We start from the raw sequence: 20,021 nt of genomic DNA, 5'->3' as shown, positions 1-20,021 counted from the left end.
GTAAATTCAATTACATATAACTAAAAACCGCAGACTGCCATCGCGCGTGTTGTATCCAGCATACGATTGGCGAAGCCCCATTCGTTGTCGCACCAGACCAACGTTTTTATCAGGTGCGATCCACTGACCCGCGTCTGCGTACCGTCGACAATGGCACTGTGCGGATCGTGATTAAAATCAGCTGAAACTAGAGGTAATTCCGTATAGTCAACTATACCACGAAATGCTCCATGCGCTGATTTTTGAAAAAGTTCATTGATTTCATTAACATTTATCGCTTGCCTTACCGTTACGCTTAAATCAATAGCTGTGACATTGATGGTTGGCACGCGTACCGAAATCGCCTCAAAACGGTCAGTAAACTGCGGGAAGATACGCGTAATGCCTGCCGCCAGTTTGGTATCCACGGGAATGATGGACTGGCTGGCCGCGCGGGTGCGACGCAAATCGCTGTGGTACGCGTCAATCACCGGCTGATCGTTCATCGAAGAGTGGATCGTGGTGACTGTGCCGCTTTCAATGCCGAACGATTCATCCAGCAATTTAATAATGGGAATAATGCAGTTGGTGGTACAGGAGGCGCTAGACACAATGTGGTGTTCTGGCTTCAACGTATCGTGATTGACGCCAAACACCACGGTGGCATCAATATCGTTGGTACCGGGGTGAGAAAACAGCACCTTCTTCGCACCGGCGGCCAGATGTGCTTCGCCGTGCGCACGACTGCCATAGACGCCGCTGCAATCAAGCACCACGTCGACACTCAACGCGCGCCAAGGCAGCCCCTCAATTTCACGCTGATGCAATAGCAGAATGGCGTCATAGCCCACGTAGAGCTGGTCACACTCCTGGCGCACATCCCAGGCGAAGCGTCCATGGCTAGTGTCATATTTAAGCAGGTGTGCCATACCTTCCGCGCTCGCCAGCTCGTTGATCGCCACCACGCTCATATCGGCCCAGCTTCCGGATTCGTACAGCGCCCGTAACACGCTGCGGCCAATACGACCAAAACCGTTTATCGCAATACGAATTGTCATCACATTCTCTGTATCAAGCTGAACACCCGAATTATGTAGGGTATATACCCGTCATACTTCATGTTGCAGGTGTGTTGGCTGCGCTCACTCACCCGAATCACTTACCTGAGTAAGCTCATCAGGATTCACTCACTTGCCACCTTCCTGTAACATGAATTATTTAGGGTATAGAATAATCAGTACCAACAGCGGAATAAACTGTTAAGTAAGACTATTTTTGGGCAACCCCCCTGCCCTTGACGATCCATCTGCGGGATAAATTCGCCGCTATTCGGGATCAATCGCCCTAATTACGCCAACTGAAACGCTTCAGCTAGCATAATGCAAATTTTCATCAAAAGAAATATCTCGGCCAGAGCGCTTGCAGAACAGTGACGTAGTTCAAAGAAAAGGGTAAATCAGCATGACAAGAAACGGTGTCTTGCCATGCAAACCGATGTATAGCCAACCGACTTAAAAATGATCACAGCCAATGCCCTGATATGTGCCAAAAAAATACAGCTAATTGTTATCAAAATAATGTCGCTTGGCTATATCGGCGCCTTATTAGAGCCTGTAGACGAGATTGTGTAATTGCCTGATTTTGATATGTTCAATCCAACATCAAAAGCAGGTTACTTTATGGACGAAAAACAGTTACAGGCTCTGGCTAACGAGCTGGCCAAAAATCTCAAAACCCCTGACGCTCTCAAGCAGTTTGATCGCCTGCTGAAAAAGATCAGCGTTGAAGCTGCCCTTAATGCTGACATGACCCATCACCTCGGGCATGAGAAGCACCAGTCCAAATCTGGAACTATATCAAAGCGACTTAATTTTGATTACACCATATAGACTGAGAACAAAATCTCTGTATCGCAACCACTCTCTCTTTTTTTGCTTGTGCCCATTTATGCTCAATGGGGTTAAGATCTGGCGAATATGTAGGCAAATACTCCACCATATACCCTGCATCGATGATGACTTGTTGAATATTATGTTTTTTGTGAAAAGTTGCATTGTCCATCACGATTACCCTGTTTTTAGGGAGTACTGGGATAAGGACTTGTGTGACCCAGGAATAGAAAACATCGCTGTTAATATTGATATCAAATAATCCGATAGCAAACAGCGTTGTGCCTAATAACGCGCCGATAACATTTGTTCTTCCCTTGGCTCCCCCGTTCTTCAGGCCAAAACACCGTTGACCTTTTGGGGAATAGCCGTGAGTCCGTGGGGTATCGTGTGGAAAATCACTTTCATCAATAAAAACAATAGTTTTGCCTTCTTTTTCATACTGTTGTATTTTTTGTTGAAATGCTTGCCGGGCGCTTTCGTCGGCTTTCGGATGACGTAGAGTTTTTTTATAGGTCAATCCCAGCTTTTTAAGAGCTTGCCAAATGGCCTTCTGACAAACGCCAAAACGCTCTGCACGTTCTTTTTGGTAAGCATCTGGATATGGTTCAACATCTTTTATCAACTCAGATTTATCGCTCTTTCGCTGACGCGTGGTCGATGCTTTTGACGCTATTTGATTAATCCAACGCGATACAGAGGCAGGGCCAATCCGAAATTGCTTCGCTGTTTCTCGGATACTCAACCCTTCTTCTTCCCGTGTAGATATCACTTTACGTCTAAAATCAATTGAATAGCTCATTTAAATAATGTGATCAAAATTAAGTCGTTTATCTATACGTTTATTTCTGGGCCGATGGCATATACAGCCATGTCAGGCAAGATGATTGCCTTTGCCTGCTGGTCATTATCGGCGTCACTGAACATGGACGTAAGGAGCTGGTTGCGGCCGAAGATGCTTATCGAGAGTCAGAAGCAAACTGGGCCGAACTTCTTAATGGCCTGCGAGCACGTGGCCTAACCGTATCTCCCAAGCTGGCTACGGGAGACGGTGCCCTTGGTTTTTGGAATGCAATGGCAAAGATATTCCCGGACACGCAGCACCAACGCTGTTGGGTGCACAAAACCGCTAATGTGTTGGCTTCACTCCCCAAAGCCATGCAACCGAAAGTTAAGGCTGAGCTGCGGGAGGTTTGGCTAGCAGAGAGCCGCGATGCCGCTAATGAAGCCTTTGATGTTTTGTTGGCAAGGTTTTCAGCGAAGTATCCTGCAGCGATGAAGAAGCTGGAGAAAGCTCGAGAAGAACTGCTGGCATTCTACGACTTCCCGTCAGAGCACTGGGCGTCAATAAGAACGACAAATCCGATTGAATCGGCTTTTGCGACTGTGATGGGCTTTGTTGAATAAATAGAACTTTTGGGTAATCATCGGAGCAGATCAACACAGTTGTTTCAAAATCAGGTCTCCATGGCAAAACAAAATTTTAAAATCACCAGCTGGCCCTCTTATAACAAGGCCCTCAAGCAGCGCGGTTCTTTAACCGTATGGCTAGATGAATCAGCCATTGCTGCATGGACGGAAAAAAACACTACTGAATGGCGTGGACGACCGCTCCACTACTCAGATATGACCATCACCACAGTCCTGATGATGAAACGCGTGTTTGGCCTTTCATTGAGGGCTTTACAGGGCTTTGGTGACTCGATTTTTAAACTGATTAAATTGTCGCTCCATTGTCCAGACTATTCGCTGCTCAGCAAGCGAGCAAAGACAGTGAACATCAGCATAAAAACGCCAACCCCTGGTGAAATCTCACATCTGGTCATTGATGGAACCGGCCTGAAGGTCTTTGGCGAAGGCGAATGGAAAGTCCGGCAGCATGGTGCCGACAGACGCAGGGTATGGCGTAAGCTGCACCTGGCAGTAGACAGTGTGACGCATGAGATTATCTGTGCGGATTTCTCGCTCAGTGGTACGACTGATGCCCAAGCTCTACCGGCGCTGATAAACCAGACCCAGCGGAAAATCAGAGAGGCATCGGCTGACGGCGCTTAGGATACAGTTTACTGCTATGATGCTCTGCTGAGGAAGAAAATAAGGCCGCTTATCCCGCCACGAAGGGGGGCGCAATATTGGCAAGATCGCTACCACGAGCGTAACCACGCTGTTGCAAATCAGCGCATTAGCGGTAGTAACGCTATCTGGAAAAAGAAAGTGGGCTATCACCGGCGCTCAGTGGCTGAAACGGCCATGTTCCGGTTCAAAAGGCTTCTGGGTGGTCATCTAAGTCTGAGAGACTACGATGGTCAGGTGGGTGAAGCCATGGCCATGGTCAAAGCGCTTAACCTGATCACGCTATTAGGAATGCCGAACAGTATTCGCATCACGTAACAATCGACCCGTATGGGGCGCAGTCGTTACAAGTTCTGATTTATTCAACAAAGCCAACAATTAGCTGTATTTTTTTGCCACATATCAGGGCATTGGTTGTAATCATTTTTAAGTCGGTTGGCTATAACTCTTGGCAGTGGAATATATCGAAAAAAAAGATTTTTAGCAGAATAAACCAAAGGCGACAGGGAAATAAGAAAAAATGATTGCTGCCCGTAGGCAGCAACAGAATCAATGCAGACTGTGTGACAGAGTGCGCGCAGGAGAGGTCTCTTCTTCTTCACCGAGAAACAGCATATTGTTAGCACAGGCTTCCAAAATAACCATGGAGATCTGCTCTTCTGACTGCTGCATAAAGTGTCGGAACTGCTCAATGACCACGCCTGCCACCACGTCGAGCGTCTGACAAACGATAAGCTTTGGCAGATTATCGTCTTGCACATCAAGAAAGGCTTTCACCGTCAAGGAGCTGGCATTGATTTGGCTCAGGTTGCCCGCCAGTGAAATCAAGGCGCTGGGCTTCACCTCGGCCAGCGCAGAAAATAAAACAACACCGTCCACCAGATCGACCTTGGCATCGAAAATACCATCGAAATTCTGCATATGGGGCAAATGCAACGCCTGACAGGAGTCACATTCAAAATAGAGAATATTGAGTTGATCCAACCACCGCCGCAGCAGATTCAGATCCGGAACGATGAGTGAATCCATCATAATTTGCCTCATTTGCGCCTGTAACGTAAAAACCTTACTAGCTTACGTAAAATTTGCGTACGATACCAATAGAAAAGCGGGATTGCCTATCATGCTGGTGATATTCAATCGCGCGCATACTGCTCAATGAAATCCATCATCATGTCGGCAATATCCAGTTGAGTAGTGCGTTCTATCCCTTCCAGACCGGGTGAAGCGTTTACCTCCATCACCAGCGGCCCACGCGTCGCGCGCAAAATATCCACGCCCGCCACGCTCAAGCCCAGTGTTTGCGTTGCTTTCACTGCAATGGCACGCTCACGCTCCGTGATAATGACCGGGTGCGCGGTGCCGCCACGGTGCAAATTGGAACGGAAATCCCCTTCTTTGGCCTGACGTTCGATGGCCGCGACGACTTCATTGCCAATCACCAGACAGCGGATGTCCCTACCCTGCGCCTCGCGCACATACTCCTGAACCAGGATGTGCGCATTCAGGCCGCGAAATGCATCAATCACGCTTTCGGCCGCCTGACGCGTTTCCGCCAACACCACACCTATCCCCTGAGTACCCTCCACCAGTTTAACCACCAGCGGTGCTCCGCCCAGCATATCGATCAGATCGCTGGTATCGTCCGGTGAATGCGCAAAACCGGTGATTGGCAAATCGATGCCCTCGCGCGCCAGCAGCTGCAGCGAATGCAACTTATCCCGTGCACGAGTGATTGAGAGCGCGTTGTTCAACGCAAAGCTTCCCAGCATTTCAAACTGGCGCAACACTGCGGTGCCGTAAAAGGTAATTTGCGAGCCGATGCGAGGAATTACCGCATCGTATTTTACCAACTGGCGGCCGCGATAATGCACCGTAGGTGCAGCAGAGTTGATGTTCATATAGCACGAGAGCGGATCAATAATATCAACAACGTGCTTGCGGACTTCTGCGGCCTCACGCAGCCGCTTGCAGGAGTACAGACTGCCGTCCCGTGATAAAATGGCGATCTTCATCAGTTCCTCACCCACGTTTTAGCGGATTGCCCAGCCTTGCTGATGCAAGTAGTCCAGAATAAAAGGCCTCAGCTCTTTTTGCAGTGTGCGCTGCACGTGCTCACTCCAGGTGTCGCGACGACGATTACTACCACGCTGCTGGTAGTAATCTCCTAATTGCTGGTCATACTGTGCCAACGCCGCTTTATCTAACGGTTGATAACCATTCTCGTGTACCACCAGCGAGGCGGGCAAGCGCGGTTTGAGATCGGGCGTCGCGGCAGGGTAGCCCAGACAGAGGCCAAATAGCGGTAAGACTTGCGGTGGCAACGCCAACAACGCGGTAACATCGGCAATGTGATTGCGAATACCGCCGATGAATACCCCGCCCAGCCCCAGCGATTCAGCCGCGACCAGTGCGTTCTGCCCCATCAGCGCTGTATCTACACATCCCAGCAGCAGTTGCTCTGCCATCCCGGTTTGCGCCTGCGGGAAAATGTCTAGGTGGCGATGGAAATCGGCACAAAACACCCAAAACTCGGCGGCGGCGGCTACATGCTGCTGATCGCCACAATAATGGGCCAACGTTTGGCGCAGCGTAGGATCGGTAATGCGAATAATGGAGCTGCATTGTAAAAAACTCGAACTGGACGCGCTCTGGGCAGCAGCAATAATGGCGTCGCGCGCATCTGGCGCAATGGGCTGTGTGCTAAAAGCACGAATAGATCGATGGTTTAGCAGCAGATCGATAGTTGGCGTCACGCTTCGTGTCCTTATGATGGTGTGTCCTGAAGATCGCGGGGTCGGCTGAGTGAACCGGATAACCAGGCGCTTAGCAGGCAGTATAAGTCAGCCGTCGCAGCTGACCAATGCTGCTCAGCGTATGTTATGTGGTTTGATAGCCATCACATATTAATGTAACAGGGATTTACTACTTTTTTCAGCGCAGATGGGGGCATAGTAGCCCCACAGAAAGACGAGGATAATATCGTTTACAGCCTTTTGTTTTGATCAGGAGTTAACATTTTTGCTGTTATAGCTAAACGACTTAATTTTGATTACATTATTTAAATGAGCTATTCAATTGATTTTAGACGTAAAGTGATATCTACACGGGAAGAAGAAGGGTTGAGTATCCGAGAAACAGCGAAGCAATTTCGGATTGGCCCTGCCTCTGTATCGCGTTGGATTAATCAAATAGCGTCAAAAGCATCGACCACGCGTCAGCGAAAGAGCGATAAATCCGAGTTGATAAAAGATGTTGAACCATATCCAGATGCTTACCAAAAAGAACGTGCAGAGCGTTTTGGCGTTTGTCAGAAGGCCATTTGGCAAGCTCTTAAAAAGCTGGGATTGACCTATAAAAAAACGCTACGTCATCCGAAAGCCGACGAAAGCGCCCGGCAAGCATTTCAACAAAAAAACAACAGTATGAAAAAGAAGATAAACCTATTGTTTTTATTGATGAAAGTGGTTTTCCACACGATACCCCACGGACTCACGGCTATTCCCCAAAAGGTCAACGGTGTTTTGGCCTGAAGAACGGGGGAGCCAAGGGAAGAACAAATGTTATCGGCGCGTTATTAGGCACAATGCTGTTTGCTATCGGATTATTTGATATCAATATTAACAGCGATGTTTTCTATTCTTGGGGGCTTTGTTGAATAAATAGAACTTTTGGGTAATCATCGGAGCAGATCACCACAGTTGTTTCAAAATCAGGTCTCCATGGCAAAACAAAATTTTAAAATCACCAGCTGGCCCTCTTATAACAAGGCCCTCAAGCAGTGCGGTTCTCTAACCGTATGGCTAGATGAATCAGCCATTGCTGCATGGACGGAAAAAAACACTACTGAACGGCGTGGACGACCGCTCCACTACTCAGATATGACCATCACCACAGTCCTGATGATGAAACGCGTGTTTGGCCTTTCATTGAGGGCTTTACAGGGCTTTGGTGACTCGATTTTTAAACTGATTAAATTGTCGCTCCATTGTCCAGACTATTCGCTGCTCAGCAAGCGAGCAAAGACAGTGAACATCAGCATAAAAACGCCAACCCCTGGTGAAATCTCACATCTGGTCATTGATGGAACCGGCCTGAAGGTCTTTGGCGAAGGCGAATGGAAAGTCCGGCAGCATGGTGCCGACAGACGCAGGGTATGGCGTAAGCTGCACCTGGCAGTAGACAGTGTGACGCATGAGATTATCTGTGCGGATTTGTCGCTCAGTGGTACGACTGATGCCCAAGCTCTACCGGCGCTGATAAACCAGACCCACCGGAAAATCAGAGAGGCATCGGCTGACGGCGCTTAGGATACAGTTTACTGCTATGATGCTCTGCTGAGGAAGAAAATAAGGCCGCTTATCCCGCCACGAAGGGGGGCGCAATATTGGCAAGATCGCTACCACGAGCGTAACCCCGCTGTTGCAAATCAGCGCATTAGCGGTAGTAACGATATCTGGAAAAAGAAAGTGGGCTATCACCGGCGCTCAGTGGCTGAAACGGCCATGTTCCGGTTCAAAAGGCTTCTGGGTGGTCATCTAAGTCTGAGAGACTACGATGGTCAGGTGGGTGAAGCCATGGCCATGGTCAAAGCGCTTAACCTGATCACGCTATTAGGAATGCCGAACAGTATTCGCATCACGTAACAATCGACCCGTATGGGGCGCAGTCGTTACAAGTTCTAATTTATTCAACAAAGCCATTCCTAGGTCACACAAGTCCTTATCCCAGTACTCCCTAAAAACAGTGTAATCGTGATGGACAATGCAACTTTTCACAAAAAACATAATATTCAACAAGTCATCATCGATGCAGGGTATATGGTGGAGTATTTGCCTACATATTCGCCAGATCTTAACCCCATTGAGCATAAATGGGCACAAGCAAAAAGCAAAAAAAGAGAGAGTGGTTGCGATACAGAGATTTTGTTCTCAGTCCATATGGTGTAATCAAAATTAAGTCGCCTGGCTATATTTTTGGCCGCCTTGGCTGCCCTTACTGTGTTCGCGCCAAAGCGCTGGCAGAAAAACTGACCGAACAACGTGACGACTTCAGTTTCCGCTACGTTGATATTCACGCAGAAGGAATCACCAAAGACGACCTTTCTAAAACCGTGGGTAAGCCGGTTGAGACGGTTCCGCAGAGCTTTTTGGACGAAAAACACATTGGCGGTTGCACCGATTTCGAAGCCTATGCCAAAGCGAACCTGAACCTGTTTCAGTAAAACGGTAACGCATCGACAACATACTGACCAAAGGCGCACCCTGCGCCTTTGGTGTTTTTATCTTCAGCTAAAATACCGCTGGCACGAGGCGTAGACGAACAAAAACCCCATCGCGCCCATCAGACTCCAGAACACGGCGCTCATCACATAGGCCAATTCCTGCCAGAACGAGTTTATCGGTGTGCGCCAAAAATGCAGGATAATCAGGCACAGCGGCATGGCCATCAGTGCGCAGAGAAAGGGATAACGCAAGCGGCCGCGTGCCGATAAACCGCTGGCTACAATGCCGGGCAGCAAAAACAACAGCATTCTAGGCTCTCCCCGAAATCCCGTTTCCGTTGTGGAAAAGACATCCATTTTTTGACTCAAAAACACCACGGTAAACAACAAAAAACAGCAGGTTGCACCCACCCCTTATTGCTTCCCATATTCGCCTCTCTTTGCCCCACGCCGACATCGCAAGACGAGGTCGAGTAAGGTGTATTTAATCGGAACAACATCGGAATATCCCTGATATAACAACAAGCAAGGCGGCATCACTTTTTATAAAACAAAGGCTGGCTGTAACACAAACACCCAACTAAAATGGCAGCACTCTTGCTACGCTTCAGGCAATTTATTTTCAGGAAACGGATGGTACCTGTGCCGAATCACGCGCTTTCTCTGCCGGATTCTTCACGCTCTGTTCCGCCATTGCCCTACAGTGAGTATTCTGAGTGAATGGCAATAAATTTAGCCCTTACCTTCATTAATATCAAGAACTTAATAGTAAACAACACGTTACAGGCCATGAATATAAACGTCGCTGAGTTGTTAAACGGGAATTACATACTGCTGTTATTTGTGGTGCTCTCATTTGGGCTGTGCTTGGGGAAAATACGGCTAGGCAGCGTTCAACTGGGTAATTCCATTGGTGTTTTAGTGGTGTCGTTATTATTAGGGCAGCAACATTTTGCCATAAATACCGATGCGCTGAATCTTGGTTTTATGCTGTTTATTTTTTGCGTCGGTATCGAAGCTGGCCCTAATTTTTTCTCCATTTTTTTTCGTGACGGTAAAAACTATTTCGCCCTGGCCTTAATGTTGGTCAGCTCAGCGCTGGTGCTGGCACTGCTGTTGGGCAAGCTCTTCGGTTGGGATATCGGCCTGACAGCAGGCATGCTGGCGGGGGCAATGACGTCAACGCCCGTGCTGGTCGGAGCAGGAGATGCGCTGCGCAATGCTAACAGTGTCGATCCGCAGCTCAGCGTCGAGTTGGATCACCTGAGCCTTGGCTATGCGCTTACCTATCTGATCGGTCTGGTCAGCCTGATTTTTGGCGCGCGCTATCTGCCGAAACTGCAACATCAGGATCTGCCGACCAGCGCGCAACAAATCGCGCGTGAACGCGGCCTCGATCCCGACAGCCAACGTAAAGTGTACCTCCCCATTATCCGTGCTTATCGCGTCGGACCGGAGCTGGTCGCCTGGGCTGACGGAAAAAATCTGCGCGAGCTGGGCATTTACCGGCAAACCGGCTGCTCCATTGAGCGTCTGCGCCGTAACGGCATTCTCGCCACGCCCGATGGGGATGCCACCTTGCAACTGGGTGATGAAATTGCGCTGGTGGGCTACCCGGATGCCCATGCTCGCCTCAATTCCAATTTCCGTGACGGCAAAGAAGTGTTCGATCGCGACCTGCTCGATATGCGCATCATCACCGAAGAGATAGTGGTCAAAAACAACAACGGAGTTGGCAAACGCCTCAGCCAGCTAAAACTGACCGACCACGGCTGCTTTTTAAACCGCATCGTACGCAACCAGATCGAAATGCCCATTGATGACGGCGTGGTGCTGAACAAAGGGGATGTACTACAGGTGAGTGGCGATACCCGGCGGGTGAAAAGCATCGCCGATCGCATCGGGTTTATTTCCATCCACAGTCAGATTACCGATCTGCTCGCGTTCTGCGCCTTCTTTATCATCGGCATCATGGTCGGGCTTATCACCTTCCAGTTCCGTAACTTCAATTTTGCCATTGGCAGTGCAGCCGGATTGCTGTTTGCCGGGATCATGCTGGGCTTCCTACGCGCAAACCACCCGACCTTTGGCTATATCCCACAGGGCGCGCTGAATATGGTAAAAGAGTTTGGTCTGATGGTGTTTATGGCGGGCGTTGGCCTGAGCGCTGGCAGCACCATCGGCACAAGTTTTGGCTCCGTGGGCGTACAAATGTTGTTTGCAGGACTGGCGATCAGCCTGATCCCGGTGGTGGTCTGTTTCCTGTTTGGTGCCTATGTGCTACGCATGAATCGTGCGCTGCTGTTTGGTGCCATTATGGGTGCGCGTACCTGTGCGCCCGCCATGGATATCATCAGTGATACCGCACGCAGTAATATCCCGGCGCTCGGCTATGCGGGCACTTATGCCATCGCCAACGTGTTGCTGACATTAGCCGGTTCGCTGATTGTCATTATCTGGCCTGAACTGCCGTTTTAAGCGGGTTGAAAAAAATTGTCACTATTCTTTAAATAAAACCGAACTTTTTCGCATGCAGAGCGTCTGAATAAGTGCCGCTGCTTTTCTTTGAAATCCCCTTATTGAGGAGCCCGTCGTTCCCGCCTTTTCAGGTTCAAGAATGATGGGCCTTTTCTTTTCTTACCCACCAGACTTCTCTTTGCGACCCGATTCTATTGGATGGTACTATTTACGCCGGACTCACAGGGGATCACCACACGATGGAAACACGGCGCGCAGCACGGATCAACAAACTGACTCAGGCATTGAAGAATGGCGATCGGCTGCACTTGAAACAAGCGGCAGAATTGTTGGACGTATCCGAAATGACCGTGCGTCGCGACCTGAACGCCACGCCAGCCAGCGAGATTCTCTTGGGCGGCTATGTGGTTAACGATCCGCAGAGCAGCGCCATGGGTCACTACTTTGTGTCCGATCAGCAGAACCAGCAGGTGCCGGAGAAACGTGTGGCGGGCCGTCTGGCGGCACAACTGGTCGAGGCGGGCAACACCGTTTTTTTTGACTGCGACACCACCCTGCCCTTTGTTATCGATGCCATCGATGAAGATCTGCCGTTTACCGCTGTCTGCTACTCCCTGAACACCTTTCTGGCACCGCAAGCCAAACCCGCTGCCAAAGTCATTTTGTGCGGCGGGGAATTCCACCCCGATAATGCGATTTTCACGCCGCTGACCCGGCAGAGTGAACTGGACCCGATCTGCACCAACAAAGCGTTCATCTCGGCGGCAGGGTTCGATCTCAAGCGGGGAGCAACCTGTTTTAATTTTGCAGAGCTGGATATCAAACACCGGGCGATGGCGCTATCTCAGCGCACTACTCTGGTGGCAGACTGCGCCCCGCAGGGCACCTATCAGGATTTCGCGCTCGACAACGGCATCATGCTGATCTATCCCGGCTGTTAAAACCAGCCGCCAAACCATTTGGTCAGGGTTAGCCATATCGCATCCCACAGTCGCCCGAACATACCGGCTTCAGGCACGTCATCCAGCACCACCAGCGGTCGTTGGGCAATCACTTTGCCATCCAACTGGAAATCCACGGTACCGACTGCCTGGTTTTTCGCCAACGGAGCCTGTAGATGTGGAGACGTCAGAGTAAAACTGGCTTTCAGGTTGCGCATTTGCCCTTTAGGCACCGTCAGTGTGACATCGTCAGCAACCCCTAACCGTGCTTCACTCTGCGCACCGTACCAGACACGCTGTGTGGTAAACGTGGTATTTGCCTGAACTAGCGTGACTGTTTCGAAGAAGCGGAAACCCCAAGTCAGCAGCTTTTCGCTATCGCGAAAACGAATGGCATCCGTCGGTGCGCCCAGTACCACAGAAATTAACCGCATGTTACCTTCCGTCGCGGATGCCACCAGATTGTGTCCAGCACCACTGGTATGCCCGGTTTTGATGCCGTCAACATTCAGGTTGCTGCTCCACAACAAACGGTTGCGGTTGGGCTGCTTAATGTTATTGAAGGTGAATTCTTTTTCTTTATGCAGGGCATACTCTTCCGGCACATCGCGAATCAACGCCTGCCCCAGCAGCGCCATATCACGCGCCGTGCTGTACTGGCCAGCAGCATCCAGTCCGTGCACGGTGAGAAAATGGGTATTGGTGAGGTTGAGTGATTTGACATAGTTGTTCATCAGGCTGACAAACGCATCCTGACTGCCCGCCACATAGTCGGCCAACGCAATGCTGGCATCATTGCCCGATTGGATAACGATGCCTTTATTCAGTTCCAAAACCGGAATTTTATCGCCGGGTTTCAAAAACATCAGAGACGATCCCCGCAGCACCGGATTACCCGTTGCCCAAGCATCTTTACCGACGGTAACCAGATCGTCTGGTTTAATTTTTTCCGTTTTTATCGCCTGACCGATAACGTAGCTTGCCATCATTTTCGTCAGGCTGGCGGGATCTAGTCGCTCATCCGCTCGCTGTTCCGCAAGAACCACGCCGCTGTGGTAATCCATGAGAATAAAGGCTTTAGCTTCGATCTGCGGCGCGGCAGGTGCCTGTTCGGCGTATACGTGTGGGGTTAGCGCCAGCCACAGCAGCGTTGCGCTGCATAGCATCAAGCGGGAGCACGCGGCCTTGGAAAATCGCGCTTGGGGGAAATGGGCCGTGGTGTTCATGCGTCCTCCATGTCGTAAGTCGTGCAGTTAATCTGATCAGATTTCGATATTCTTTGCAACGAATGGCAATAAGCTGTAAACGTTACCGCCCGCCGCCCGACAATGAAACGCCCTACTCTGTAAAGATACTCAAAGAAATGAAAACGTCTAGAAAATACGCTCATTTATAAATATGTTATGAGAGTTATCTCATGGAAGGAAGGGATAACCGACAAGCGGCATGCGCCGATCGCGTTTATCCGCACACTTGGCAAACCAGTCACCCAGCATCTGCACCACTTGCAGCAGAATAACCAGCGCCACCACGGTCACCACCATCACCTGCGTTTCATAGCGGTAATATAGCCAACCTACTTAAAAATGATTACAGCCAATGCCCTGATATGTGGCAAAAAAATACAGCTAATTGTTATCAAAATAATGTCGCTTGGCTATAATCCTCAGATAAACGCCCATAGCCCACGGCTGTACCCGCGTTGCCATAATCGCCCACTTCGGCAAAGCTCAGGTAAATGCGACGGCTTTGTGCAAAATCCGGGACTAAAGCGACTTCCAGCAAGCCTCCCTGAGAGTTGGCAAATACCGCCGATACGCCTTCAATCGGTGCAGAAAGCCCCTTTCCCTCCTGCCAGTGCCGCAATTGCCCGGCACGTTCAGTGATCAACATGCCATTATTTCCCGGCAAGAAGGCCAGTGACCAGGGGTGGTCCAGTTTATCTTGCAACTCGGTCACCGTAGGCTGTGCCACCAGCAACGGCGTTGCCACAGTAAGCACAAATAACAGCAAACCGCGAGCAAGGGCAGTAACGATGCGGGTCAATGGAAACAGCATGGTAGGGCTCCTTGGCAAGGCATTTCACTAACTGTAGGCAGCGTGACCATGGCACACAAAAAAAGCGGCGACGTTTTACTTTTCTTGACGTTAGCGCGTCCAGAACACGTAAATCGCGCACCTGATAGCACATGTCGCCACGTTCTCGCATTACCCCCACACTTAGCTGTATAATGTTTGCCGTAATGCCATTAAAATCCCGCGCCATTGATGCAAAGTGAGTAACGTTGAATGTCCCACACAAAAACACCTGTCGCCGCGCCGAAAGTCGGTTTTGTCAGTCTCGGTTGCCCGAAAAACCTAGTCGATTCCGAGCGTATCCTGACCGAATTACGCAATGAGGGCTATCAGGTTGTGCCAACCTACGATGACGCCGAAGTGGTTATCGTCAATACCTGCGGTTTCATCGACAGCGCGGTGCAAGAGTCGCTGGAAACCATTGGCGAAGCACTGAACGAAAACGGCAAAGTGATCGTTACCGGTTGCCTCGGTGCCAAAGAGAACCAAATCCGTGAAGTGCACCCGAAAGTGTTGGAAATCTCTGGGCCGCACAGCTATGAGCAGGTGATCTCGCATGTGCATCACTATGTTCCCAAACCGGCGCACAATCCCTTTACCAGTCTGGTACCGGCGCAGGGCGTCAAGCTGACCCCCAAGCATTATGCCTATCTGAAAATTTCTGAAGGCTGCAACCATCGCTGCACCTTCTGCATCATTCCGTCGATGCGCGGTGATTTGGATAGCCGCCCCATTGGCAGCGTGCTGGATGAAGCCAAACGCCTGGTTGAAGTGGGTGTGAAAGAGCTGCTGGTGATTTCTCAGGATACCTCGGCCTACGGTGCCGATGTAAAACAGCGCACTGGCTTCTGGAACGGACAACCTGTAAAAACCAGCATGGTCAGCTTATGTGAACAGCTTGCCTCACTGGGCGTGTGGGTGCGGTTGCACTATGTTTACCCCTATCCACATGTGGATGACCTGATCCCGTTGATGGCCGCAGGCAAGATCCTGCCCTATCTGGATATTCCATTGCAGCATGCCAGCCCGAAAATTCTCAAGCTGATGAAACGTCCCGGTGCGGTAGAACGCACGCTGGGGCGAATCAAACAGTGGCGCGCGATGTGTCCCGAGCTGACGCTGCGCTCCACCTTTATTGTCGGTTTTCCCGGTGAAACCGAAGAAGATTTCCAAATACTGCTCGATTTTCTGAGCGAGGCGCGGCTGGATCGCGTGGGCTGTTTCCAATACAGCCCGGTTGAAGGCGCAACGGCAAACGAACTGCCGGATCAGGTGCCGGAAGCGATCAAGGAAGAACGTTTTCATCGCTTTATGGCGCTGCAACAGCGTATCTCCGCGGAGCGCTTGCAGGAGAAAATCGGCCGCACATTGCGCGTACTGATCGATGAAGTGGATAACGAAGGCGCGATTGGCCGCAGCATGGCCGATGCTCCGGAAATCGATGGCAGTGTCTACCTTAACGGCGAAACCAACGTCAAAGTGAGCGATGTTGTCCAAGTGGTTATCGAACACGCCGATGAATACGACCTGTGGGGCCGTCGGGTAAACTAACCGGGTCTTTTACAGCATAAACCGACCTGCTGACAGAGATGGGAGCACTGTCTTAGCTAGGTTTCTCATCAACCTCTCCGGTTCGCTGGCCGGTTTTTTTGCCTGCTTTTCGCGCATTCGCACAACAATCAATAAATAATCGGCTATTACCTTGGCTATGGCTTGCTTACGCCAGACGGGTAAAGTAGCCTTTGTTCATGATCATTTTTCTCATTTTGATACCCGTATGAGCATATGGAAGCGCCTGATAGTCGGTTCAGGTATTGTTCTTTGCGTATCATTACTGTCAACATTCGCTCTGGACCGGTGGATTGGCTGGAAAACTGCTCCCTACATCTATGACGATTTAGCTGCACTGCCGGAGCGTCAAGTGGGAGTAGTGCTGGGCACGGCAAAATATTACCGTGTTGGCGCATTGAATCAGTACTACCTGTTCCGTATTCAGGGGGCTATCAATGCTTACAACGGTGGGAAAGTCAGCTATTTGCTGCTCAGCGGCGACAACGCGCTACAAAGTTATAATGAGCCAATGACCATGCGGCGCGATTTGATCGCGGCAGGCATTTCACCCAGCGACATTGTGCTTGATTACGCGGGGTTCCGCACGCTGGACTCCATTGTGCGCACGCGCAAAGTGTTTGATACCAACGATTTCACGATTATTACCCAACGCTTCCACTGTGAACGCGCGCTGTTTATCGCTATGTATATGGGCATTCAGGCACAGTGTTATGCGGTACCCTCACCGAAAAACATGATGACGATCCGGCTGCGTGAGGTGGGTGCACGACTAGGGACGCTGTTCGATCTCTACATTCTCAAACGCGAACCCCGCTTCCTTGGTCCATTGGTGCCTATCCCGGCAGAGCACAAAATTGCCAAGGATGAGCCTGATTATCCTGCTGTCCCCCCCGAATTGCTCAGTACGTTAGGCAATCCACCCGCTGAAAAAGAGCATGACAGTAGCACCGACGCAAACGGCGCTAGCACACCACAACAACCATAATGTGGGGCCCACTATCAGACGAGGGTATCGTGCCAGATTAGCGCGAAGGCCCGGCAACCAGCCTCGTTAAACGTCGCCATCCCCACTCCAGCGGACCTTGTTCGAAATTACGCAGCCAGTAGTGCGCCGCTAAACCGTTAATCAACCAGATAAATGGCACAATGCCCAGCAATTGCAAACGGTCGAACTGCATAAAACCGCCCCAGTGATAAAAGAATCGGGTGCAGATCAGCGTCTGCAACAGATAGCTACTCAACGCCATCCGTCCGATGTCTCCTATCCAGGAGGATACCCGCCATTGTCGTAACGTTGACCAATACCCGTAGCAGAGTGCCAGATAACCGATCGCCTGAATCGGCGCGGCAATATCGCGAGGAATTTGCAGCAACAGCCCGCTCCAGCGGTACTCCCAGGCAAGATGCCACTGCAACACCATGCCGACGGCATCAATCAATAATCCCCCTGCGATGAACCACAGCACAACCTTGCGATAGTGCGCCGTACTGAATTCACCGCGCAGCCAACCGCTGCGCATCAACCCGGCCCCCAACAGTAACAAGCCTGCCAGCAGCCAACCATATTGCACACCCAGCGACAATAAACTCTCGATCAGCAGATCCACGCGATTGCGCCACGCTTCTACGCCCCCCAGTTGGAGCCAATAGGCCTCGTAGGGCATGTCTGCATCACCCGGCAACCAGTAACGCCCCGGTTCCGGGCTGAAAATCTGGCTTAACACCACCAGCATGCCAACGCCTACGGCGTACATTACCGTGCCCATACGTATAGCCAACCGACTTAAAAATGATTACAGCCAATGCCCTGATATGTGGCAAAAAAAATACAGCTAATTGTTATCAAAATAATGTCACTTGGCTATATCAGCATGCGGCTGCTGTCCGCCTGTCTAATCATGGCATAGCAGAGCAAACCGATCAGGCCGTAATCCAGCAAAATATCGCCATCCCACAGAAAAATTCCGTGCAACAAGCCAATCAGCATCAACCAGAACAGACGCGCATGCACCCAACGAGCACCTCGCTGCAGCAGCAGCTGTAAGCCTGCACCAAACAACAAGGCGAACAATGTCAGAAACTTCGCCTGCGCCAGCAGATCCATCACAGCCTAGGTCAGAGCATCACGCAGTGCGGGATAACCAGCGTAAGCAGGGTTAAGATAGGCAGCTTTGGGCAGACCGAATGCGGTGATATTGAGCAATAAGATGCCCAATACGGCAACGCCACGCACGAAATCCAACGTGGCGATACGGCGCGGCGATGACAGCGAGTGAGACTTCATAGGCGTTTGTGCCAATCCAATGGGACGCATGCCGCCGACAGCCACACCCGGTGGCTGCGGCACAACGATCAGTGCTGGTGGTGGCGCACGGCGCGCAAGAATTCCTGACGCGTATTCTGGCTTGATTTGAACAAACCACCCAGCGATGTGGTGGTTGTCGCACTGGTCGCATCACAAATACCGCGTGCCTTGACACAGTAGTGCACGGCATCAATCGATACGGCGACGTTGCTGGTGCCCAGCAGAGTTTGCAACGCGACAAGAATCTGCTGGGTCAAACGCTCTTGTACCTGCGGACGCTGTGCAAAAAACTGCACGATACGGTTGATCTTCGACAGGCCAATCACCCCTTCCTTCGGAATATAAGCGACGGTTGCCTTGCCATCAATGGTGACAAAATGATGCTCGCAGGTGCTGGTCAGTGTGATATCGCGCACGGTAACCATTTCATCCACTTTCATTTTGTTTTCAATGATGGTGATTTTTGGAAAATTGGCATAGTCCAACCCGGCGAAAATTTCGTCCACATACATTTTTGCGATGCGATGCGGCGTTTCTGCCAGGCTGTCATCTTGCAGATCGAGACTCAGCAGATTCATGATTTCGGTCATGTGTTCGGCGATGCGCGCCTTGCGGGTAGCGGCATCCAGTAGCGCACCGCGCAGCGGGGTTTCCAGACCGCGCGCCAGCAACGCTTCATGAACCAGTGCCGCTTCGCGACTCAACGTGGGGGTCATTCTCTTTCTTCTCCGGCAGGTGTGACATTCCAAGCGCGTTCACCCTAGTGGAGTGACGCAGGATTATCCAGTGATTGTACTTCATCATGGGTGAAATAGGTTCAACTTCATGCCGGGGGATAACGGAGCGTGGAAAGAAAAAAAGCGCCAGATTTATCTGACTGGCGCTGAGGTTGCTGACAAACCACCCTACTCCCACCGTCATGCCCGCGAAGGCGGGAATCTCTTGCCGAAAAGATGCGTTTATTCAGACAGGAATCCCCGGCTTTCGCAGAGGATGACGAGGGAGGAAATGACGTTGTCATCAGTCTGAGCGTCAGACGAGTCCGTCTGACGCCATAGGATAACAGGTTGCTTATGGCGGCAGTGTTACGCCGCTGGTCGTCAGAACGTCTCCCAGTTATCGTTTGCTGAGGCACTTTTCTTGCTGCTGGTTAACAGTGCAGGCGCGGGAGTCGCACTTTTACGCGGCAGCGCAACGGCAAGTAACAGATGTTTATCCTGCCCAGAGAGTTTGAACAGCGCAACGGCTTCGGTAAGCTGACGCGCCTGATCCTCCAGCGATGCAGCCGCCCCCGCCAATTGCTCCACCAGCGACGCATTCTGCTGCGTCACGCCGTCCATCTCAGCAACCGCTTGTCCGACCTGACTGATACCACGACTCTGCTCATCAGATACATTGGCGATCTCCCCCATCAGATCGTTAACCCGCGTCACCACAACAATAATGGCATTCATCACATCGCCGGTTTGAGCTATAGCTAAACG

Annotated in this window: 16 protein-coding genes and 8 pseudogenes; 12 read left to right on the top strand and 12 right to left on the bottom strand. The window is 50.8% G+C overall.

All coding sequences use genetic code 11. The annotated features are described in order from the left end of the window. Window positions 1-20: 20 nt before the first annotated feature. Entirely contained in the window at window positions 21-1,037 is a 1,017-nt protein-coding gene (gene epd, locus ACD630_RS12725; RefSeq protein WP_430359256.1) for an erythrose-4-phosphate dehydrogenase, read from the bottom strand. A 621-nt stretch (window positions 1,038-1,658) separates the two neighbouring features. Here epd and ACD630_RS12720 point away from each other — a divergent pair. Then, window positions 1,659-1,841, top strand: a pseudogene (locus ACD630_RS12720) (IS256 family transposase); the annotation flags it as partial. A gap of 4 nt (window positions 1,842-1,845) precedes the next feature. Here ACD630_RS12720 and ACD630_RS12715 read toward each other — a convergent pair. Next, the gene (locus tag ACD630_RS12715; RefSeq protein WP_430359255.1) at window positions 1,846-2,670 is read right to left on the bottom strand and encodes an IS630 family transposase; all 825 of its coding nucleotides are present in this window, start codon (window positions 2,668-2,670) and stop codon (window positions 1,846-1,848) included. Window positions 2,671-2,705: 35 nt separating this feature from the next. Here ACD630_RS12715 and ACD630_RS12710 point away from each other — a divergent pair. Together ACD630_RS12710 and ACD630_RS12705 are read left to right on the top strand one after the other, a co-directional pair. Further along, window positions 2,706-3,257: pseudogene (locus ACD630_RS12710) on the top strand (IS256 family transposase); the annotation flags it as partial. A gap of 78 nt (window positions 3,258-3,335) precedes the next feature. Next, window positions 3,336-4,259, top strand: a pseudogene (locus ACD630_RS12705) (IS5 family transposase). Window positions 4,260-4,490: 231 nt separating this feature from the next. Here the strand turns inward: ACD630_RS12705 and ACD630_RS12700 are convergent. The 3 genes from ACD630_RS12700 to nfsA all read right to left on the bottom strand — a co-directional run bounded on the left by ACD630_RS12700 (window position 4,491) and on the right by nfsA (window position 6,697). Next, window positions 4,491-4,970, bottom strand: coding sequence for a YbjN domain-containing protein (locus ACD630_RS12700; RefSeq protein WP_430360031.1), 480 nt, complete (start codon window positions 4,968-4,970; stop codon window positions 4,491-4,493). 107 nt (window positions 4,971-5,077) lie between these two features. Continuing rightward, window positions 5,078-5,956 (bottom strand): 30S ribosomal protein S6--L-glutamate ligase, encoded by an 879-nt coding sequence (rimK, locus tag ACD630_RS12695; RefSeq protein ID WP_430359254.1) that lies wholly within the window; start codon window positions 5,954-5,956, stop codon window positions 5,078-5,080. A gap of 18 nt (window positions 5,957-5,974) precedes the next feature. Next, complete coding sequence (gene nfsA / locus ACD630_RS12690) at window positions 5,975-6,697, bottom strand: oxygen-insensitive NADPH nitroreductase (RefSeq protein WP_430359253.1); 723 nt, start codon at window positions 6,695-6,697, stop codon at window positions 5,975-5,977. Window positions 6,698-7,006: 309 nt separating this feature from the next. On the opposite strand from nfsA, the gene ACD630_RS12685 reads away from it, so the two are divergent. The 5 genes and pseudogenes from ACD630_RS12685 to ACD630_RS12665 all read left to right on the top strand — a co-directional run bounded on the left by ACD630_RS12685 (window position 7,007) and on the right by ACD630_RS12665 (window position 9,165). Continuing rightward, the gene (locus tag ACD630_RS12685) at window positions 7,007-7,474 is read left to right on the top strand and encodes an IS630 transposase-related protein (protein ID WP_430359252.1); all 468 of its coding nucleotides are present in this window, start codon (window positions 7,007-7,009) and stop codon (window positions 7,472-7,474) included. Then, a complete protein-coding gene (locus tag ACD630_RS12680) occupies window positions 7,387-7,599 on the top strand; it encodes a transposase (protein ID WP_430360030.1) in 213 nt (70 codons plus the stop codon). Before ACD630_RS12685 ends, ACD630_RS12680 begins: the two co-directional genes overlap by 88 nt. A 64-nt stretch (window positions 7,600-7,663) precedes the next feature. After that, window positions 7,664-8,587 (top strand): annotated as a pseudogene (locus ACD630_RS12675) (IS5 family transposase). A 111-nt stretch (window positions 8,588-8,698) separates the two neighbouring features. Then, complete coding sequence (locus tag ACD630_RS12670) at window positions 8,699-8,890, top strand: transposase (protein WP_430359251.1); 192 nt, start codon at window positions 8,699-8,701, stop codon at window positions 8,888-8,890. Between the two features lie 23 nt (window positions 8,891-8,913). Continuing rightward, a complete protein-coding gene (locus tag ACD630_RS12665) occupies window positions 8,914-9,165 on the top strand; it encodes a GrxA family glutaredoxin (protein WP_430360029.1) in 252 nt (83 codons plus the stop codon). A 63-nt stretch (window positions 9,166-9,228) separates the two neighbouring features. Here ACD630_RS12665 and ACD630_RS12660 read toward each other — a convergent pair whose 3' ends face one another. After that, on the bottom strand, window positions 9,229-9,576 hold the full coding sequence (locus tag ACD630_RS12660; protein WP_430359250.1) for an inner membrane protein YbjM: 348 nt from the start codon (window positions 9,574-9,576) through the stop codon (window positions 9,229-9,231). Window positions 9,577-9,954: 378 nt separating this feature from the next. On the opposite strand from ACD630_RS12660, the gene ACD630_RS12655 reads away from it, so the two are divergent. Further along, entirely contained in the window at window positions 9,955-11,643 is a 1,689-nt protein-coding gene (locus tag ACD630_RS12655; RefSeq protein WP_430360028.1) for an aspartate:alanine antiporter, read from the top strand. Window positions 11,644-11,882: 239 nt separating this feature from the next. After that, complete coding sequence (deoR, locus tag ACD630_RS12650) at window positions 11,883-12,584, top strand: DNA-binding transcriptional repressor DeoR (protein ID WP_430360027.1); 702 nt, start codon at window positions 11,883-11,885, stop codon at window positions 12,582-12,584. Here deoR and ACD630_RS12645 read toward each other — a convergent pair. From ACD630_RS12645 to ACD630_RS12635, 3 genes and pseudogenes are all read right to left on the bottom strand, one after another. Continuing rightward, window positions 12,581-13,750 carry a serine hydrolase gene (locus ACD630_RS12645; protein ID WP_430360026.1) on the bottom strand — a complete coding sequence of 390 codons (1,170 nt, stop codon included), beginning with the start codon at window positions 13,748-13,750 and terminating at the stop codon, window positions 12,581-12,583. The genes deoR and ACD630_RS12645 overlap by 4 nt on opposite strands. A gap of 249 nt (window positions 13,751-13,999) precedes the next feature. Then, window positions 14,000-14,152 (bottom strand): annotated as a pseudogene (locus ACD630_RS12640) (hypothetical protein); the annotation flags it as partial. Between the two features lie 94 nt (window positions 14,153-14,246). Further along, a pseudogene (locus tag ACD630_RS12635) lies at window positions 14,247-14,642 on the bottom strand (PQQ-dependent sugar dehydrogenase); the annotation flags it as partial. Between the two features lie 231 nt (window positions 14,643-14,873). Between ACD630_RS12635 and rimO the strand changes: the two are divergent. Beyond that, window positions 14,874-16,211, top strand: coding sequence for a 30S ribosomal protein S12 methylthiotransferase RimO (rimO, locus tag ACD630_RS12630; protein WP_430359249.1), 1,338 nt, complete (start codon window positions 14,874-14,876; stop codon window positions 16,209-16,211). 232 nt (window positions 16,212-16,443) lie between these two features. Then, entirely contained in the window at window positions 16,444-17,217 is a 774-nt protein-coding gene (gene sanA, locus ACD630_RS12625) for an outer membrane permeability protein SanA (RefSeq protein WP_430360025.1), read from the top strand. Window positions 17,218-17,254: 37 nt separating this feature from the next. On the opposite strand, the pseudogene yeiB reads toward sanA, so the two are convergent. From yeiB to ACD630_RS12610, 3 genes and pseudogenes are all read right to left on the bottom strand, one after another. Further along, a pseudogene (yeiB, locus tag ACD630_RS12620) lies at window positions 17,255-18,516 on the bottom strand (DUF418 domain-containing protein YeiB). A 68-nt stretch (window positions 18,517-18,584) separates the two neighbouring features. Next, the gene (gene folE, locus ACD630_RS12615; RefSeq protein WP_222160407.1) at window positions 18,585-19,253 is read right to left on the bottom strand and encodes a GTP cyclohydrolase I FolE; all 669 of its coding nucleotides are present in this window, start codon (window positions 19,251-19,253) and stop codon (window positions 18,585-18,587) included. A gap of 384 nt (window positions 19,254-19,637) precedes the next feature. Beyond that, window positions 19,638-19,976, bottom strand: a pseudogene (locus ACD630_RS12610) (methyl-accepting chemotaxis protein); the annotation flags it as partial. Window positions 19,977-20,021 lie beyond the last annotated feature (45 nt).

This window comes from Symbiopectobacterium sp. RP, assembly GCF_050472005.1.
GTDB lineage: Bacteria > Pseudomonadota > Gammaproteobacteria > Enterobacterales > Enterobacteriaceae > Symbiopectobacterium.
This window is presented reverse-complemented; position numbering and strand designations above follow the sequence as displayed.

Excerpts from the sequence above, each read along its gene's own strand:
- rimK (WP_430359254.1), bottom strand. The coding sequence starts at position 5,956 with ATGAAGATCGCCATTTTATCACGGGACGGCAGTCTGTACTCCTGCAAG.
- ACD630_RS12700 (WP_430360031.1), bottom strand. The coding sequence starts at position 4,970 with ATGGATTCACTCATCGTTCCGGATCTGAATCTGCTGCGGCGGTGGTTG.
- folE (WP_222160407.1), bottom strand. The coding sequence starts at position 19,253 with ATGACCCCCACGTTGAGTCGCGAAGCGGCACTGGTTCATGAAGCGTTG.
- ACD630_RS12670 (WP_430359251.1), top strand. The coding sequence starts at position 8,699 with ATGGACAATGCAACTTTTCACAAAAAACATAATATTCAACAAGTCATC.
- deoR (WP_430360027.1), top strand. The coding sequence starts at position 11,883 with ATGGAAACACGGCGCGCAGCACGGATCAACAAACTGACTCAGGCATTG.
- ACD630_RS12645 (WP_430360026.1), bottom strand. The coding sequence starts at position 13,750 with ATGCTATGCAGCGCAACGCTGCTGTGGCTGGCGCTAACCCCACACGTA.
- ACD630_RS12685 (WP_430359252.1), top strand. The coding sequence starts at position 7,007 with ATGAGCTATTCAATTGATTTTAGACGTAAAGTGATATCTACACGGGAA.
- epd (WP_430359256.1), bottom strand. The coding sequence starts at position 1,037 with ATGACAATTCGTATTGCGATAAACGGTTTTGGTCGTATTGGCCGCAGC.
- ACD630_RS12655 (WP_430360028.1), top strand. The coding sequence starts at position 9,955 with ATGAATATAAACGTCGCTGAGTTGTTAAACGGGAATTACATACTGCTG.
- ACD630_RS12715 (WP_430359255.1), bottom strand. The coding sequence starts at position 2,670 with ATGAGCTATTCAATTGATTTTAGACGTAAAGTGATATCTACACGGGAA.
- rimO (WP_430359249.1), top strand. The coding sequence starts at position 14,874 with ATGTCCCACACAAAAACACCTGTCGCCGCGCCGAAAGTCGGTTTTGTC.